This window comes from Acinetobacter sp. V2 (genome assembly GCF_001188385.1).
Lineage (GTDB): Bacteria > Pseudomonadota > Gammaproteobacteria > Pseudomonadales > Moraxellaceae > Acinetobacter > Acinetobacter oleivorans.
Genome location: NZ_JZFB01000004.1, coordinates 187,192 through 205,437 on the forward strand (window position 1 = coordinate 187,192; position 18,246 = coordinate 205,437).

Genomic DNA, 18,246 nt, shown 5'->3' on the forward strand with positions numbered 1-18,246 from the left:
ACGTAACCACGTTCCTGAATAGTAGAAATAATAGCTGCATAAGTCGAAGGACGACCAATACTACGTTTTTCAAGCTCTTTAACCAAAGATGCTTCAGTAAAACGTGCAGGTGGTTTAGTAAAGTGCTGACTTGGATCTAACTTTTCTAATTTTAAGATTTCGCCTACTTTAATAGCAGGTAAAATAATATCGTCATCTGACTTATTCGCGCCACGTACTTTAGTGAAACCTTCAAATACAAGCGTACGGCCTTTCGCCTTTAGCTCAACATTCGCCGCTTCAACAATCAAAGTAGAAGACAAATATTCTGCTGGCGTCATTTGACACGCAACAAACTGACGCCAGATCAAATCATATAGACGTTGAGCATCACGCTCTACACCTGCAAGCTGATCACCTGTAAGCGCAACATTTGACGGACGAATCGCTTCATGGGCTTCTTGAGCACCCGCTTTGTTCCCATAGCGGTTTGGCTTTGCCGGTAAATATTTTTCACCATATTGGCTTTCAATATGCGCACGTACCATGCTTACCGCATCATCACTCAAGAAAGTTGAGTCAGTACGCATATAGGTAATAAAACCAGCTTCATATAAACGCTGAGCTAACATCATGGTTTTCTTCACAGAAAAGCCTAAACGTGTACTCGCAGCTTGTTGCAGAGTTGAAGTAATGTAAGGTGCACTTGGATTGACCTTAGTTGGTTTATCTTCACGCTGTGCAACTTTATATTCCGCACCTTTTAAAACATCTAATAAAGCATCAGTTTCAGCTTTATTTTTCAGTTTAAGAGTTTTGCCAGCCTGTCTAAATGCCTCAAGACGAATCTCATCTTTTTTCGCTTGGGTATCTGCAAAAACTTGCCAATATTCTTCTGGAATAAAAGCACGAATTTCTCGCTCACGTTCTACAACCAGTTTCACTGCTACTGACTGCACGCGTCCAGCCGATAAACCACGGGCAATTTTTTCCCAAAGTAATGGAGAAACCATAAAGCCCACAACACGGTCTAAGAAACGGCGTGCTTGCTGAGCATTTACACGGTTTAAATCTAGACGTGTTGGCTGTTTAAATGCTTCTTGAATGGCATTTTTAGTAATTTCGTTAAATACCACGCGGTGATAACGGCTGTCATCGCCACCAATCACTTCTCTTAGGTGCCAAGCAATGGCTTCCCCTTCTCTATCCAAGTCCGTTGCGAGATAGATTGCATCGGCATCTTTGGCGAGTTTTTTGAGTTCAGCTACAACATTTTCTTTACCAGGCAGAACTTCGTAATGAGCTTCCCAACCATGCTCAGGATCAACGCCCATACGATTAACTAAAGCCTGACTAGCTTTTTGTTCTTTTTCAGCTTCGGTGAGTTTAGTCCGGGCAGCCGGCTTTTTCTCTGTTGATTTACTGCCGCCTGTTGGCAAGTCACGTACGTGACCTACAGAAGACTTTACAATGAATTGCGAACCCAAATATTTATTGATGGTTTTCGCTTTGGCAGGCGACTCCACAATCACTAAGGCACGTTTATGTGCAGCAGGTGCAGTAGATGCTGTGCTTTGAGATGCAGAGCGCGAGGTATTCGCCATATAAAATGTTATTCCTATACCAATAAATTTAAAAATCAGGCTTTAGCCAAGGTCAACAGATAAGCCTTCATCTCATCTAATTGTGTTGCTCTTAGGTCTGATTCCTCATCCCAATAAAGCCCTACACAGTTTGCCTGCATATCAATAGCATAAATCCCTTTTAATGCAATGGGAGAATCATTAAATTTCTCATCGCCCTGAACCACTTTTAATTTACCGTCTATAACACGAGCACGCATTAAAGATAAACGGGCATCAGGAATCAATACACTATAATAAGCAACCATGCTGGCACGTTTTTCAGTAGCCATTGGAACATGTGTCCATTCAGGTGCAACAATTACACGTGGATGTAACCCTATTTTTCGGGCTTTATCACGCATAATACCAAGTGCCTTTTCACGTGGGCTCACTCTTAAACCAAAAATGGAGCCTAGTACGAAAAGAACAATGATAACGGTAACCCAAATTCCCATATTGTCCATAGCAAAACCTATTAATCTCTTTTATTAGAGTTGCATAAGCTGACCAGAAAACGCAAGTTACATCAGAAAAATAATGCCCGATAAGATCGCAAGACCCAAAATATCGGTATTTCACGGTGCAAATTGCAATGTTGTCACTCAAATATAGTTAAGAGTTCTGACCATCCTTAACAAGCGTCAACTTTCCAAATCGGTCGATATGGGCATCACCCCACAGTTTTAAAGCAAATAGAATTTGCTCAAGACTTTGCCCTAATTCGGTCAGGCAATATTCCACTTTAGGTGGGACCTGAGGGTAAACTTCCCGATGAATAATTCCGTCTTGCTCTAACTCACGTAACTGATTTGTCAGCATTCTTTGCGTAATGCTCGGAACACGCTTTCGAATTTCATTAAACCGTAAGGTGCCTTCATTAAATAAATGCCAAAGAATGACGCATTTCCACTTTCCGTCAATCAAACTAATGGCTGCCTCCACTGAACAACCCGGAGAGCAGTCAAAACTTGAATGTCGTAATTTTGCCATTTTACAGTATCCTTTTTGACACTATGAGCGTTATTTGTCTGTAGTCACTAAATTTAAGCTTACGTTATGATTAAACTCTCAACAAGAGGAATTCTTATTATGAAAGCTGTGGCATATCAAAAAGTAGGTCCCATTACGTCACCAGAAGCACTCGTTGATATTGAAATCGACACTCCCGTTGCAGAAGGTCGTGATTTACTTGTTCGTGTTCAGGCGATTTCAGTTAATCCGGTTGATACAAAAATTCGCAACAATGTAAATCCAGAAAATAATCAGTGGAAAACTCTTGGTTGGGATGCGATAGGCATCGTTGAAGCGATTGGAGATCAAGTCTCACAATTTAAAGTCGGAGATGCAGTCTGGTATGCAGGCGCACTCAATCGCCAAGGTAGTAATAGTGAGTTACAGTTGGTTGATGAACGTATTGTGGGTCATAAACCAAAAACTTTAGAAGCAACTGAAGCAGCGGCTCTTCCTTTAACTGCTATCACAGCATGGGAAATGCTATTTGATCGGTTACAAGTACCCAAAGCTGCCCCAGAAAATACATCAATATTAGTAATTGGCGGAGCTGGTGGTGTAGGTTCAATCACAATTCAACTTCTTAAAAAGTTGACTAACCTAACGATTATTACGACAGCTTCACGAGCCGAAACTAAAGAATGGGTTAAGCAACTTGGTGCTGACCATGTGTTAGATCATCGGCAGCCTTTAGCAGCCCAAATCAAACAATTAGGCTTAACTGCACCTTTATATGTATTCTCAACGACTCAAACAGATCAGCATTTATCAGATATCGTAGAGTTGATTGCGCCCCAAGGTCATTTTGGCTTAATTGATGATCCAGCACAGTTAGATATTAAGCCTTTCAAGTCGAAGTCAGTATCGGTTCACTGGGAGTTTATGTTTACACGCTCAATGTTCCAGACTGAAGATATGGAAAAGCAAAGTGAACTATTAAATGAAGTCAGCAAGCTAGTTGACGAAGGAAAAATCAAGACGACCGTAACCGAGGTTATAAGTCCCATTAATGCTGAAAATTTAAAACGAGTTCATCAGCAAATTGAAAGCGGTACAACAAAAGGGAAAATCGTATTACATGGTTTTAAGTAAAATTGAAGATATTCCCTAATAAAATGGCAAGTATTGAACTTGCCATTTTATTAATAGTGAGGAGGTTTATTGGTTAATGGGTCAAAAGGTGCAATACCTTCCGATAAATCCGATGATTCCACACGTTGATAAAGAAATTGCATTTGTTTTTTTAAATCAGCTATTTCTTGGGTCTGAATAGCGAGTTGTTGATTTAATTCTTCAACTAAATCATCCAAAAATGTAATTCGCACTTGCAAATCTTCAATGGGTGCGGACAATGACGCTTGATCATCATGATATGGTGGTTTAGTCATTTAAATCCTCATTTGAGATTCTGGAAAACATTATGGCCTATATTACCCTAAGGGATGTCCAACTTGCTTTTGGCGGACCTGCCCTACTCGATGGCGCGAACTTTAATCTAGAACGTGGCGAACGAGTCTGTTTAATTGGGCGTAATGGTGAAGGTAAGTCTACTTTACTTAAACTGATCGAGGGAAGCCTATTACCAGATTCTGGTGAAGTTTCCATTCAAAATGGTCTAACTGTTTCAATGTTAGCCCAAGACGTTCCAATGGACTCTGGCAAAGTAGCTGACATTGTGGCTGATGGTGCAGGAGAAGCTTCTGAAGTACTCAGAGCTTATCATGAAGCGACCGATGCTTGTATGTTAGGAGATATGGAAGCCTGTGATCGCATGGGTAACCTTCAGCATAAGCTAGACCAACTAGATGGTTGGGCATTAGAAAATAAGGTAAATGCTCTTTTAAGTAAAATGGGGCTTGATCCAAATGCAGACTTAGCAGACCTGTCAGGTGGACGTAAACGCCGTGTCTTACTCGCACGTGCTCTTTTAACACAACCAGACGTATTACTTCTAGACGAACCTACGAACCATTTAGATGTTGAAAGTATTGAATGGTTAGAAAAATTCTTACTCGATCAAAATAATTTAACACTTCTATTTATTTCGCATGACCGTTCTTTTGTAGATAGCATTGCAACTCGAATTGTGGAACTCGACCGCGGTATTTTACGAGGTTATGAAGGCAATTATTCTCGCTATTTAGAGCTAAAAGCTCAGCAAATGGAAGCAGAAGAAAAACAGAATGCTTTATTTGATAAAAAGTTAGCTGAAGAAGAGGCTTGGATTCGCCAAGGTATTAAAGCACGTCGTACCCGTAATGAAGGCCGTGTTCGTGCTTTAAAAGCTTTACGTGAAGAATCGAAAGCACGCCGCTCACAACAAGGCAAAGTGAGTATGGCAACTCAAGACGCAAATCGTTCAGGTAAATTAGTATTTGATATCGAACATTTAAGTGTCGCTTATGGTGATAACTTACTGATCAAAGATTTCTCTACTCTTGTTATGCGTGGCGATCGTATTGGCTTGGTAGGCGATAACGGCGTTGGTAAAACCACGTTAATTAAAGCCATTTTAGGTGAAATCGAACATGGCGGTTCAGTTAAAACAGGTACACAGTTAGAAGTTGCCTATTTTGACCAATTACGTAATGCCTTAGACCTTGAAAAAACGGTAATGGCAAACGTTTCAGAAGGCTCTGACTTCGTTGATGTAAATGGCAACCGTCGTCATATCTACAGCTACCTTCAAGACTTCCTATTTTCACCTGAACGTGCTCGTACTCCAGTAAAAGCACTTTCTGGTGGTGAACGAAATCGAATCTTACTGGCTAAACTGCTACTCAAACCATCGAATCTAATTGTAATGGATGAGCCAACCAATGACTTGGATATGGTGACTCTAGAGCTTCTAGAAGAAATGTTATCTGATTACAAAGGCACATTGCTTCTCATTAGCCATGACCGTGCATTTATGGATAACGTAGTAACATCTACTTGGGTATTTGATGGTAAAGGCAATATTGCAGAATACATCGGTGGCTACCAAGACTATTTGCAGCAACGTCCAGATGACAAAGTAGTCGATCAGAAATCTGATGTTAAAAAAGCTCAGGCGAAAGCTGAAGCGGAAAAAGCTGCTGCCCAAAGTACCGTTAAAAAGGTCAAACTGAGTTATAAAGATCAGCGTGAACTTGAACAATTACCCGCTGAAATTGAAAACTTAGAAAAGGAACAAGCAGAACTTTCTGAGAAACTTGCAGATGGTTCATGGTTTGTTAAAGATGCAGATGCTGCGACCCAAGCAAGCCAACGCCTAGCAGAAATTGAAGAATTACTGCTTGAAAAATTGGAACGTTGGGACGTGCTTGAACAAATGAGCAAAGGAAACTAATTCGTTTTACTTTCCTAAAAAGCCCCTAAAAAAAAGAGCCTTCTTAAATTAAGTGGGCTCTTTTTTTATATCGTTTTAAAAACTTAAAGCTTATAAATCACATTCCTATCATGGATTATATCTTCGATATTTTTAGTATTTTAAAATAGCCTTGTGCTTGAATATAGGACTTATAAAAATAATTATGTTATATCTAACAGCATAATAATATTGGAGTGTTTTGGCATGCTGGAGCTTTCTCAAATTTTAGCATTTGGACTAATTTGTTTGGCGATGGTACTCACTCCTGGTCCCAATATGATTTACCTTATTTCCCGCTCAATTTGCCAAGGGAAAACTGCTGGATTTATCTCTTTAGGTGGCGTAGCTGTAGGCTTTATCTTTTATATGCTTTGCGCATCTTTTGGTATTACGGCGTTAATTGTGGCCGTTCCTTACGCTTACGATACTATTCGTATTGCTGGTGCAATTTATTTACTCTGGCTTGCATGGAAAGCACTACGTCCAAATGCCGCTCCGATTTTCAATGTAAAAGATTTATCAGTAGATTCCCCTGCTAAACTCTTTTTAATGGGTTTTGCGACCAACCTGCTGAATCCGAAAATTGCCATTATGTATTTATCTTTACTGCCACAGTTTATTCATCCACAACAAGGCAGTATTTTATGGCAATCAATTCAACTCGGTACGATTCAAATTTTTGTCAGCGTTTCAGTAAATGCGCTTATTGTACTTTCTGCGGGTAGCATTGCCCTTTTTCTACAACAAAAACCTCTTTGGGCAAATATACAACGCTGGCTCATGGGAACTGTACTGGCTGGACTCGCTGTTAAAATTCTTTTAGAAAATCGCCGATAACTCAACCTTCTTATTGCATCCATTCTTAACACTCAATTGAACAGTGTATTACGACGATAAATTCAGTTCGTGATACACTTTTGCCTGTTTTAACTTTTTGAACTCTTTATATCGTTATGAGCCAAAAGCAGCCTTATACGCCCGGTGAATTTCAATGGTCCTTTTTATTACCTAAATATTGGGGTGTTTGGATTGCTATTGTCTTTTTAATGCTTTTGGCTATTTTACCTTGGGCCATACAATGGCGTCTGGCGCATGGCGTCGCTCATCTGGCTTGGAAATATCTAAAATCACGCCGTAAAACCACTATTCGTAATTTAGAAGTCTGCTTTCCTGAATGGTCTGCCGATAAGGTTCAACAACAAGCTCAACAAGTTTTCGTCGATATGATGCTTGGCGTGTTTGAAACCTTAAATGCATGGTACAGCCCACGCTGGTTTAAAAACCGAGTCACGATTGACGGTTTAGAGCACATTACCAATGCCCAAGCTCAGGGCAAAGGTGTTTTATTACTGGGGACTCACAGCACGCTTCTTGATGCAGGCGGCTACGTTTGTGCTCAGTATTTTGAGCCAGATGTTGTCTATCGACCTCAAAATAACCCATTGCTCGATATGCTCATTTATCGTTGCCGTGGCACGATTTATAAAGCACAAATCGACCATGATGATATGCGTGGTTTAATTCGTCACCTTAAAGATGGCGATGCAATTTGGTATAGCCCCGACCAAGACTTTGGACTTAAACAAGGTGTTATGGCACCATTTTTTGGCGTACCTGCTGCCACAGTAACTGCGCATCGCCGCTTATTAAAAATCTCAAAAGCAGTCGCCGTGCCTTTATATTTCTATCGCCATGGGGATATTAAGAACCCGAAATATCATGTTCTGATTGAACCTGCGGTCGACAATATGCCAAGTGAAGACGAAGTTGATGATGCAACACGCGTCAATAAAATTATTGAAAATCAACTTCGCATCGCACCGACTCAATATATGTGGTTCCACCGTCGATTTAAGACACGTCCTGAGGGATATGAAGAGATCTATTAAATAATCTTCTGTAATCACCACACTGTAGTTATAAACATTTAAATAAACACCAGTATGTACTATCGTGCAAAGGCGACAAGGATGTCGCCTGTTGGACTACGACATCATGGATGTGTCGTTAGTCCAACAAATGGTTTTGTTACTTTTGCCAAAACAAAAGTAAGGAGTAAACTCCACCTATTAAATGAATAAACCGTAAGACCCCGCTTTGCTACAACCTAAAGGCAAAAAACAATGAAAGTGATGCAACTTCTCCCAGAACTCAATAGCGGTGGCGTAGAACGCGGCACACTAGAAATTGCACGTGCGCTCGTTGCACAAGGCCACCAATCATTGGTTGTTTCAAACGGTGGCCGCTTAGTCTCACAGCTCGAAGCTGAAGGCTCTACTCATTTAACGCTACCCATTCATAAAAAGTCGCTTTCAAGCTTGTGGCAAATCCGTCCATTACGCCAGCTGATTGAACAGCATCAACCAGATATTGTTCATGTACGTTCACGTGTACCTGCTTGGCTGACTCACTTTGCTTTAAGAAAAATACCTGCGAACAAACGCCCTCACCTCATTAGCACGGTGCATGGCTTTTATTCTGTCAATCGTTATAGTGCAATTATGACTCAGGCCGAAAAAGTGATTGCTGTTTCAGACAGTGTAGTTAAATACATCACTGACCATTATAAAAACTGCCCTCCCCAAGATATTGTTCGGATTTATCGAGGAATTGATCCAGCCGCGTTTCCACATAATTATCAGCCATCAGCACAATGGTTTAATCAAGTTTTTAATGACTTTCCTGAACTTGAAAATAAGTTTTTACTTTGCTTACCTGGTCGTATTACACGTTTAAAGGGACATGAAAGTTTAATTGAACTGATGCAACAGCTTCAGTCGCAATATCCTCAACTACATGCGGTTGTTGTCGGTGGTGCTGATGCCAAAAAGCAAGCCTACTTAAGTGAATTGCAAAGTACTATTCAAAGCAAAGGGCTCGCAGATAAAATTACCTTCGTAGGCCATCGCTCAGATATTCGCGAATGGATCGCTTTTAGCGATATTGTGCTCTCTCTATCCAATCAGGCAGAAACATTCGGTAGAACAGCATTAGAAGCGCTTTCAGTCGGTACTCCAGTCATTGGCTGGAACCGTGGAGGCGTGGCCGAGATTTTATCGAATGTCTATCCACAAGGTCTTGTTGAAGTAGGAAATGAAAAAGCCTTAGTAGAAATAGTAAAACATCATATTGAACAGCCTCAAATCGTTACCCCTGTTACCATGTTTAGCTTGAAAGACATGTGTGATCAGACACTAGCGCTATATGAATCTGTACTGAAATAACCCCATAAAAAAACCCGCGATCAACGCGAGTTTTTATTACAACAATAAAAAGTCAGCTTTATTTAAGCGATGCTTCATAAGCTGCTGCTTTTTCATAGTCGTATTGTTTTTCCCATTTACTAATCACAAGTACTGCAAGTGCATTACCTACAACGTTCAACGCAGTACGTGCCATATCCATGATACGGTCAACACCAGCAATAAATGCCAAGCCTTCTACAGGAATACCAACACTACCTAGTGTTGCTAATAACACAACAAACGATACGCCAGGAACACCCGCAATACCTTTAGAAGTAATCATTAAAGTTACAACTAAAATGACCTGTTGGCTAACTGACATTTCAATACCGTAAAGCTGTGCAATAAAGATTGCCGCGATACTTTGGTAAAGCGTAGAACCGTCAAGGTTAAATGAATAACCTGTTGGGATTACAAAACTAGAAATTGCTTTAGGCGCGCCATAAGCTTCCATCTTTTGCATAATACGCGGTAAAACTGTTTCAGAGCTTGCAGTTGAATATGCCAAAATTAATTCGTCTTTCAAAATCTTAAACAAAGTAAAGATATTGATGCTGAACATTTTTGCAGTTAAACCAAGTACCACCAAAGCAAAGAACAAGATCGCGCCATATACCAACACGACTAATTTGCCTAAAGGGATAAGCGAAGCGAAACCGAAGTTTGCAACAGTTACGGCAATCAAACCAAACACACCCACTGGCGCATATTTCATGATGATGTGCGTTACACGGAACATTGTTTCCGATACAGCATGAAATACGTTTAATAATGGGTCTTTAGTTGTTGCTGGTAATGAAGACAAACCAATACCAAATAACACAGCAAAGAAAATCACAGGTAACATTTCGCCATGCGCCATTGAACTAATAATGTTCGTTGGGATAAGCGATAATATTGTCTGCATGATGCCATGAGACTGTGACTGAACTTCTTCAGTTGTATGCTTATATTGAGAAATATCAGTTTGAACCAGTTGAGACATATCAATGCCTGAACCTGGATGGAAGATATTCGCTGCAACTAAGCCCACCAAAATAGCAATAGTGGTAATAATTTCAAAATAGAGAATGGTTTTAAAACCAAGTCGCCCTAAACTTTTCGTACTGCCAACACCTGCAATACCTAAAATTAAGGTAGAGAAAACGATTGGAATAACAATCATTTTAATCAGGCTAATGAAAATCTTACCAAGTGGCGTAAGAACATTAGTTACAATACTGTCTTTGATTTCAGGCTGGTTATGTAAAACAGCCCCGACAACTATCCCTAGGATTAAAGCAATTAAAATTTGCCAAGCAAGGCTAAATTTAAAATTCTTCATAAGACAATCCTTATGCACCGCAAAGTATCAAATATGAGAGGGAGAAGACCACTAACTAAGAGTGAAACCTCAATATGTACAGTAATTTCCAAACAGAAATTTAAATGCACAAACAAATCACAACTCGCCGATCTGACGAGATAAACAACAATGCCTGTTGACGATCCAACATGTCAACGATCGGCACATTCTATTGAGATTTGCTAATTAAACAACCCCAATTTATCTCTAAACAGATGAAAACCCATATTTATTCACCAATAATCTATAAAAACAGAAACTTATCTGAAAAAAAAATTGTATCTATTTTCATTGAAAATTACTTAGATATAGATGAGAGCTTATCTATCATTAGATAGATTTTAAAATTAAGATTAACTTAAAAATATTTCTTTTTTTACGATAAATTGAATATGGTATATATAAAATATTAACCCGAGTTCTGCGTCCTGCAAAACTCGGGTAAATGAGGTTGTGCTTTCAGGTTAATCGTTATTTTTATCGTTTCCATTCCAACATCTAATCCGTGATGCTATTCCATATCAGCTTTGTGTATCCTTACGTGGGATTGTCCATTCCCGTTTCCGTGTGCCGATGAATGTAGAATAAGGTTTTTATCCCCCCCTGCCTATTCGCCCTAGACTCAAATCTTTGTACGATATTGCTTACATCAATTTTTATATTCTTTTTATTTATAAGGCTGTGCAATTTCATCAGTCACAATTTTTTCTTCTTTTTCAGCCTTGGCAATCCCTTCTTGTATGGCGCTTTGAGCCTCTTCTTCATCGGTTTGAGTTTGCTCTAATTCCTCTTGAATATGTTCAAATATTCGCCCAGTCTGCAAAACGACATATACAGGAAAATGATCAGATCCAATATGTGGTAAACGCTGCATTTTAACTAAACCAAAATCCGTACTATGAAAAATATGATCCAAAGACCAACGCAGCAATGGATAATCTGCATGAAAAGTATTAATAAAATGTCGCCCAACTCGTGGGTCAAGTAGCCCACTAATCCGCTGGAACAACCGCGTAGTTCGTGACCACGCTACATCGTTTAAATCTCCCATCACAATACAGCTTTCATCTAAGTCTTTAATCTGGTCGCCAACAATTAAAAGCTCTGCATCACGTAAAGTCGAATCTTTCGCCTCGGTTGGACTCGGTGGCTTCGGATGTAAACAATAGAGTTGAACTGGCATACCAGATCGTAAAGTCACAGTAGTATGAATAGAAGGAATTTCATCACTTAAAATAAATTTAACTTCAGTATTAGATAGAGGTAATCGACTATATAAATGCATGCCGTATAAATTATTTAAAGGCACGGGAACGCGATAAGGATAATCCTCTTCAATTTCTTTTAAAGCATTTTCCCAAGTCTTATCACTTTCCAATGTAAGTAACAAATCTGGTTTTAATGTCCTGATCTGCTCAACAAGTAAATGATATTTATCATTTGGGGTTAGAACATTCGATACAATTAAGGAAATTTGCTTTTGCTGGTCTAACTGAGATGATTTGACCTGTTTAACCTGTTTTTTCCAGAGCAAGGTATAAGGCAAAACCATTTTAAGCTGATAGGCGATGGCTGCCATTAGCACAGCAAGCACTATTTCACGCCATAGATTCCATTCGCCAGGCCAAAACAGCATACCAACAAAGGCTAATAGACCAACAAATAGAATCTGCAAACGAGGAAAATCGGCGCCACGAAACCACCACTCATCACGAGGAATAAGTGACCAGAAACTTAACCAAATCACCAGACCAGCTAGAACTTCGACATAAATCATTGAATTTTCTCTTTTAAGATGATTTGGTTTTTAAATTTTTTGTCATCTTTATCAATTTTGTATGTAACATAAACAAGATATTCTACTCAATAAACATGGTGTTTTGTTTCTGTAACGCTTGCAGTTGTGGACACTTTTGATACACTCAACTCCCCCTAACAATTTTAACGCACCGAGGCAAAATGACATGAAAGTAGGTCTGGTCGGTTGGCGCGGGATGGTCGGTTCCGTCCTTATGCAACGTATGGTTGAAGAGAATGATTTTGCTCATATTGAGCCATTTTATTTCTCTACCAGTAATGCAGGTGGTGAAGCTCCTTCATTTGGTGGTAAGACTGCCCCAGCACTTATGGAAGCTACAGACATTAATAGTCTGAAGCAAATGGATGTCATTATTACCTGTCAAGGTGGTGACTATACGTCTGAAGTTTTCCCACAGTTAAAAGCGACTGGTTGGGATGGCTACTGGATTGATGCAGCCTCTACTTTACGTATGTCAGATGATGCGATCATCGTTCTTGACCCAGTAAACCTTAACGTTATTAAAGACGGTTTGGTTAACGGCACCAAAACTTTCGTAGGCGGTAACTGTACAGTATCGCTTATGTTGATGGGTGTAGGTTCACTTTTCCAAAACAATTTGGTGGAGTGGATGACTGCTATGACTTATCAAGCAGCATCAGGCGCTGGCGCACAAAACATGCGTGAGCTAATTACTGGTATGGGCTACTTATATAACAATACCAAAACATTGTTAGATGATCCTAAATCTGCAATTTTGGATATCGATCGCCAAGTTGCTGAGTTACAACGTGGCGAAGGTTTTCCATCTGCTAACTTTGGCGTGCCATTAGCTGGATCATTAATTCCTTATATTGATAAACAGCTCGAAAGCGGTCAGTCAAAAGAAGAGTGGAAAGGTCAGGTTGAAACCAACAAGATCTTGGGTAATTCACAAATTGTTCCGATCGATGGCCACTGTGTCCGTATTGGCGCAATGCGTTGCCACTCTCAAGCACTGACAATCAAGTTGAAAAAAGATGTTCCGCTTGATGAAATCGAAGATATGATTCGTACTTCAAACCAATGGGCGAAAGTTGTACCAAACACTCGTGAAGCGTCTATGACTGACCTTACACCTGTAGCTGTAACTGGTACCTTAACTGTACCTGTTGGCCGTTTGCGCAAACTTAATATGGGTAAAGAATATTTAGGCGCATTCACAGTAGGTGATCAGTTACTTTGGGGTGCTGCTGAACCTTTACGTCGCATGTTACGTATCTTAGTAGAATACAAGAGCTCATAATTTGGTCTGAATTATTCAGTCAAAACAAAAAGCCGATCACATTAGATCGGCTTTTTCGTAACTGGTTTGTAAAAATTTTACAATTTATTTACATTTCATTATTGTATAATTTTGAACGACTTTACGACTTATTAGGTCATGGATTGAGATGACTGTTTATAACAAATTAAAAATTGCCATTTTCACCATTATGTCTTCGCCTTCTCTTTATGCGATTACATTAGACCCTATACAAATTCAGTCTGCGCCTGGGGATTTGTTATATGCAGAAATGAATTTCCAACAAGCTGACCCCAACGCTACATTACAAGTGAGTCTAGCGACTCCTGAAGATTTAAGCGCTTTAGGTGTAACTCATCAGCCTCCGGGAAATCTTAATTTTTATACACGCCAAAATGGTCAAGGTTCTGGGGTTATTGTGATCACCTCATCCCGACCTGTTAATGATCCTGAACTTAATATTGTTGTGAAAATCAGTGAAGGTTCTGCAACGCGTTTACAGCATATTAAAACTGTAATTAAACCTTCTCCGATAAAAAAGACTGAAAATAACGAAAGTACTTTATCTCCTCAATTTGTTGTTAATGAGAAGGATATTGCATTAAATCTGCCAGAAAGCACCCAATATGCTTCATCAACTTCGGCTCCTACTACAACAAACTCAAATAGTGAACAAAACCTTAATATCAGCTCTGGCACTGCCTCTGCGGTAAATACAAATTCAATACCCTCACTTAGTGAAAACGCTTCAGCTCTAGCAACTCAACAAGTTGTAACAGGTACGGCGCCCGATCAGGCACAAACTAAACCTACTATTGCTAAGTCAAATGCACATACTTCGCCAAAGACAACCGTTAAAAATTTAGCAGGACAAAAGAAGCCTGTTCCATCCAAAAATATCAGTCAAAATACTGCAAAGAAACAAACCCTAAGTCCATCTAAAGGACCAGTAACTTCAAGTAAATATGTAGTACAACATAATGAGTCTTTATGGAGCATTGCTAATCGTATTGCAGCGAAAACCAAACAGCCAGTTGCAAAGGTCATGCATGATATCCAAAAACAAAACCAGCATGCTTTTATTCAAGGTGATGTAAACCGTTTACGTCAGGGAATTTCTCTAAAACTCACACACGCTCCTGTCGCTAAAACTCAGAAAAATAAATCAAAAACTGAAATAACGCATACTGCAAAATCATCTTCTGACCAAGCTAAATACCGATTGCAACAAGCAGAAATGAGTATCGTGGCTGAAAACAGTCAAAATTCTACACATGGAAGTGCTAAAAAGAGCACACAACAAAGTCAAAACAATACTGAGTTAGCAGTAAAAGTTATGACAAAAAGAGAGAAAAACGTTACATTACAAAGGAATGTAACCAAACTAAATCAAACTTTACGTTTAAAAGACCAGCGTATTCAGCTTTTGAATGCTCGTTTGGCAGAGTTACAACAGCAGTTAAAAGCACAGCAACAAACTCACAAACAAAAACATTAAGTTAAAACCAGAGTTAGCTCGCTTTATATTGCAAATATTTATTTTTTAAGGGGAAAGTAATGTTATATGTGATTCCATTCATCATATTACTCGTGGTCGCTGTTATTTTTAAAAAACGCGAGAATAGCCAGAAACAAGAGGCCACTTCTCCTAAAACGGTAAACAAAAAAACCAATAAAAAAGCGAACTCTAAATCGAGTAAAAGCTCGCGTGAAAAAAGCAAAGTAAATGTAGTAGAAGACATTCTTCCACCTGTTCCACAAAGTACTCCTGTTCCAGAAGCTGTACGTCAAAAAATTCAACAGCTCATTCAAGAAAAGCAATATTCAGCTGCTGAAGCTCAAGTCAATCAGGCGTTAAAAAAAGACAATACTCAGCATGCGCTTTATTTATTGTTACTTGAAGTTCATATTGCACAAAAAGATGAGTTTGCTATAACACAACTGATTAGCCATATTCGTAGCTTGGTATTAAATGAAATAGTGACTCAAGCAGAAGCTAGACAAAAAGAATATGAGACATTACGAAAAACAGAACATGAGTCATCTAGCCAATCTGATACCATCGATTTTCCTCAAGCTCAAACATACGAAGAACCCAAAAATACACCAGACACTACAGCTCAGTTTGATCAGTTAACAACAAGTTCTTCTGAAGCTTCTTTTGATGACTTGCAGAAAGACTATACACCGGTAAAACAAGAACCTGCTGTTGAAGTTAAACCTTTAGAATTTAACTTTTCACTCGAAAAAACCGCTGCTACCGAAACTACCAGCCAACCTGTACATGAACCAGCAGTATCAACATCTCAGCAAGTACCAGAAGTATCGTCATCTCAAGAGACAAATGAGCTAGCTGATTTAGAGTTTTCTTTTGACTTGGCGCCTCTGCATAAAACTGAGGAAAAAACTCAAGCACTAGAGGTAAAAGCAGATCAAGAAAATAGCGTCAATGCATTAGATTTTAACCTTGACTTAAATCCTTCAAGTTCAGAGACAAAATCTGTTGAACAAGCTCCATCATTAGATGAACTTAAACTCGTAGAACAAGCGCCATTAGAAGCAACTTCTATCACCCCTCTTGAGTTTTCGTTAGATGAGCCAGCTTTAGTTACAACACCAGAGACTGAAACTCAAAACCATATAGAGGCAGTCAATGAAGAGGCGACTCAAACTCAAATAGAGGATCCACTTCTAGACGCATTTCCAGAATTAAAACAGTTAGATGAAAATGAACTCGACTTACAACTTGCAGAGCAGTACATCAAGTTAGGCGCTTACCCAGCAGCACACGCCCTGTTGGCAAGTAATGAGCAAAAATTCAACACAGAGCAACAACAACGCGCGAAAAACCTACTAAATCGCATAGCTTCTTAAGGCCGATCGTTTTACCATAAGCAGTCAAAGATGACTGCTTTTGTGCCTGAAAAAGATGAAAAAAATTGCCTTATTTTATATGGGTGGTACTTTTGGCTGTGTAGGTGAACCTTTAGCGCCTATGCCATATGACCAATTCTTGCCTCAACTTGAAAAAGTTATACCACCCCACTTAACGGTTGACTGTTTTGCTGCCCCAAATATTGTAGATAGCAGCGCTTGTACAGCGCCCGATTGGCTAAGTCTTATTCAACGTATACAACAGCTCCAACTCGAAGGTTATCAGCACTTCGTCGTTATTCATGGTACAGATACTCTTAGTTATGCTGCTGCAACCCTAGCTCGCTTTTTAGGCCAAAGCTGTCATATTGTGATTACTGGTAGCCAATACCCGTTACTCAATGTTCAAGGGGATAATACTCGTGAATTTACTGATGCAATTGAGAACTTATATCTTGCATTAGAACAAGTGATTGCCCTACCTGTAGGTGCGTATCTTGCATTCCATCATCAAGTATTCCATGCACAAACTGCGTTAAAAACGCATACGACTGAACTCGATGCATTTTCAGGTTTAAGTAGTGAAGTTGAGTTTATTCCTCAGCAAAATGAATTGATCGTACAAGATGCTCAAATTGAAAAAGCGGCTTCATTCCAGATTTTAAACTGGATGATGCAACCGATTGCAACACAGCACTTGGTACAGCAATTACGTCACTTACTTCCTGCCCCACCACACTTCTTGGTGTTACAAGGCTTTGGTACAGGCAATATCGCAGTAAACCCTGAATTATTGGCAACCTTAGATGAACTGTATGCTCATGGCTGCGTTCCAATCTTGGCAACACAGGTGACCTTTGGCGGCATTGACCAACGTTATGCAATTAGTGCTTGGGCCAAAACTGCAAAAATTGTCATTAATGATGCGCATAGTCATGCAGATCTTTATGCAAAAGCACTTCAAATCTATTTAAAATACCCAACCCCAGAACAATGGTTCAGCCATTGGAACGAAAATTTGCATTAAATAGAGGTAAAGCCATGCAACGTTATGCAGTCGGCATTGAATTTAGCGGAGTTCAATATCGAGGTTGGCAAACACAACAGCCAGGCGTTGCCAGCGTACAAGAAACGATTGAACGTGTGCTTAGCAAAGTCGCAAATGAACCTATAGCACTCCATGGTGCTGGTCGTACCGATGCAGGAGTACATGCGACAAATATGGTGGCACACTTCGATACTCATGCCATTCGTCCAGAGATGGGGTGGTTAAGAGGGGCAAATAGTCAGCTGCCTAAAGATATTTCCATTCAGTGGATTAAGCTGATGGATGAAAGTTTTCATGCCCGCTTTAAAGCGACTGCTCGACGTTACCGCTATATTATATATAACACGCCTCATCGCCCTGCACTCCTGCATAAACAGGTTACTCACGTTTACCAAAAGTTAGATGTGAAAAAGATGATTGAAGCTGCAAGTAAATTTGAAGGTACTCATAACTTTGAAAGCTTCCGCGCAGCAGCGTGCCAATCAAATCAGCCTGTTCGACATGTAAAACATTGCCGCTTATTTGAACATGGGCGCTATTTGGTTTTAGATATTGAAGCAGATGGTTTTTTACACCATATGGTTCGCAACATTGTTGGATGCTTACTTGAAATTGGTCAAGGTATGTATGAAATTGATCATATCGATACAATGTTTGCTGCACAGGATCGTAAAGCGGCAGGAG

The 18,246-nt window shown here is 39.6% G+C and carries 16 protein-coding genes; 10 read left to right on the forward strand and 6 right to left on the reverse strand.

Translation table 11 applies throughout. The annotated features are described in order from the left end of the window. From topA to UC75_RS13850, 3 genes are all read right to left on the reverse strand, one after another. Positions 1–1,583 (reverse strand): type I DNA topoisomerase (gene topA, locus UC75_RS21775; protein WP_228137378.1); only part of this gene is annotated, 1,583 nt, incomplete at its 3' end. Positions 1,584–1,618: 35 nt separating this feature from the next. Next, the gene (locus tag UC75_RS13845; RefSeq protein ID WP_004794821.1) at positions 1,619–2,068 is read right to left on the reverse strand and encodes a hypothetical protein; all 450 of its coding nucleotides are present in this window, start codon (positions 2,066–2,068) and stop codon (positions 1,619–1,621) included. Between the two features lie 148 nt (positions 2,069–2,216). Next, the gene (locus UC75_RS13850; RefSeq protein ID WP_049837928.1) at positions 2,217–2,594 is read right to left on the reverse strand and encodes a winged helix-turn-helix transcriptional regulator; all 378 of its coding nucleotides are present in this window, start codon (positions 2,592–2,594) and stop codon (positions 2,217–2,219) included. A 99-nt stretch (positions 2,595–2,693) separates the two neighbouring features. Here UC75_RS13850 and UC75_RS13855 point away from each other — a divergent pair, with 99 nt between their 5' ends. After that, a complete protein-coding gene (locus tag UC75_RS13855; protein WP_049837929.1) occupies positions 2,694–3,707 on the forward strand; it encodes a zinc-binding alcohol dehydrogenase family protein in 1,014 nt (337 codons plus the stop codon). A gap of 50 nt (positions 3,708–3,757) precedes the next feature. Here UC75_RS13855 and UC75_RS13860 read toward each other — a convergent pair whose 3' ends face one another. Next, positions 3,758–4,003, reverse strand: a complete 246-nt coding sequence (locus UC75_RS13860; RefSeq protein ID WP_005302092.1) for a SlyX family protein — start codon at positions 4,001–4,003, stop codon at positions 3,758–3,760. A 32-nt stretch (positions 4,004–4,035) separates the two neighbouring features. Here UC75_RS13860 and UC75_RS13865 point away from each other — a divergent pair, with 32 nt between their 5' ends. From UC75_RS13865 to UC75_RS13880, 4 genes are all read left to right on the forward strand, one after another. After that, the gene (locus UC75_RS13865; protein WP_049837930.1) at positions 4,036–5,946 is read left to right on the forward strand and encodes an ATP-binding cassette domain-containing protein; all 1,911 of its coding nucleotides are present in this window, start codon (positions 4,036–4,038) and stop codon (positions 5,944–5,946) included. Between the two features lie 225 nt (positions 5,947–6,171). Beyond that, a complete protein-coding gene (locus UC75_RS13870; RefSeq protein WP_004794830.1) occupies positions 6,172–6,804 on the forward strand; it encodes a LysE family translocator in 633 nt (210 codons plus the stop codon). A gap of 116 nt (positions 6,805–6,920) precedes the next feature. Then, positions 6,921–7,856 carry a lauroyl acyltransferase gene (locus tag UC75_RS13875; RefSeq protein WP_049837931.1) on the forward strand — a complete coding sequence of 312 codons (936 nt, stop codon included), beginning with the start codon at positions 6,921–6,923 and terminating at the stop codon, positions 7,854–7,856. Positions 7,857–8,090: 234 nt separating this feature from the next. Continuing rightward, positions 8,091–9,191 carry a glycosyltransferase family 4 protein gene (locus UC75_RS13880; protein WP_049837932.1) on the forward strand — a complete coding sequence of 367 codons (1,101 nt, stop codon included), beginning with the start codon at positions 8,091–8,093 and terminating at the stop codon, positions 9,189–9,191. A 58-nt stretch (positions 9,192–9,249) separates the two neighbouring features. Here the strand turns inward: UC75_RS13880 and gltP are convergent, their stop codons facing one another. Further along, positions 9,250–10,536: a glutamate/aspartate:proton symporter GltP gene (gltP, locus tag UC75_RS13885; protein ID WP_049837933.1), complete on the reverse strand. Its 1,287-nt coding sequence runs from the start codon at positions 10,534–10,536 to the stop codon at positions 9,250–9,252. Positions 10,537–11,224: 688 nt separating this feature from the next. Next, positions 11,225–12,334: an endonuclease/exonuclease/phosphatase family protein gene (locus UC75_RS13890; protein ID WP_049837934.1), complete on the reverse strand. Its 1,110-nt coding sequence runs from the start codon at positions 12,332–12,334 to the stop codon at positions 11,225–11,227. 187 nt (positions 12,335–12,521) lie between these two features. Between UC75_RS13890 and asd the strand changes: the two genes are divergently transcribed. From asd to truA, 5 genes are all read left to right on the forward strand, one after another. Beyond that, complete coding sequence (asd, locus tag UC75_RS13895; protein ID WP_004794839.1) at positions 12,522–13,640, forward strand: aspartate-semialdehyde dehydrogenase; 1,119 nt, start codon at positions 12,522–12,524, stop codon at positions 13,638–13,640. Between the two features lie 148 nt (positions 13,641–13,788). Further along, complete coding sequence (locus UC75_RS13900) at positions 13,789–15,138, forward strand: FimV family protein (protein ID WP_049837935.1); 1,350 nt, start codon at positions 13,789–13,791, stop codon at positions 15,136–15,138. 59 nt (positions 15,139–15,197) lie between these two features. Next, positions 15,198–16,514 carry a hypothetical protein gene (locus UC75_RS13905; RefSeq protein WP_049837936.1) on the forward strand — a complete coding sequence of 439 codons (1,317 nt, stop codon included), beginning with the start codon at positions 15,198–15,200 and terminating at the stop codon, positions 16,512–16,514. Positions 16,515–16,569: 55 nt separating this feature from the next. Beyond that, positions 16,570–17,541, forward strand: a complete 972-nt coding sequence (locus UC75_RS13910) for an asparaginase (RefSeq protein ID WP_049837937.1) — start codon at positions 16,570–16,572, stop codon at positions 17,539–17,541. 14 nt (positions 17,542–17,555) lie between these two features. Next, the coding region (gene truA / locus UC75_RS13915) for a tRNA pseudouridine(38-40) synthase TruA (RefSeq protein ID WP_049838010.1) at positions 17,556–18,246 on the forward strand (691 nt) is incomplete at its 3' end.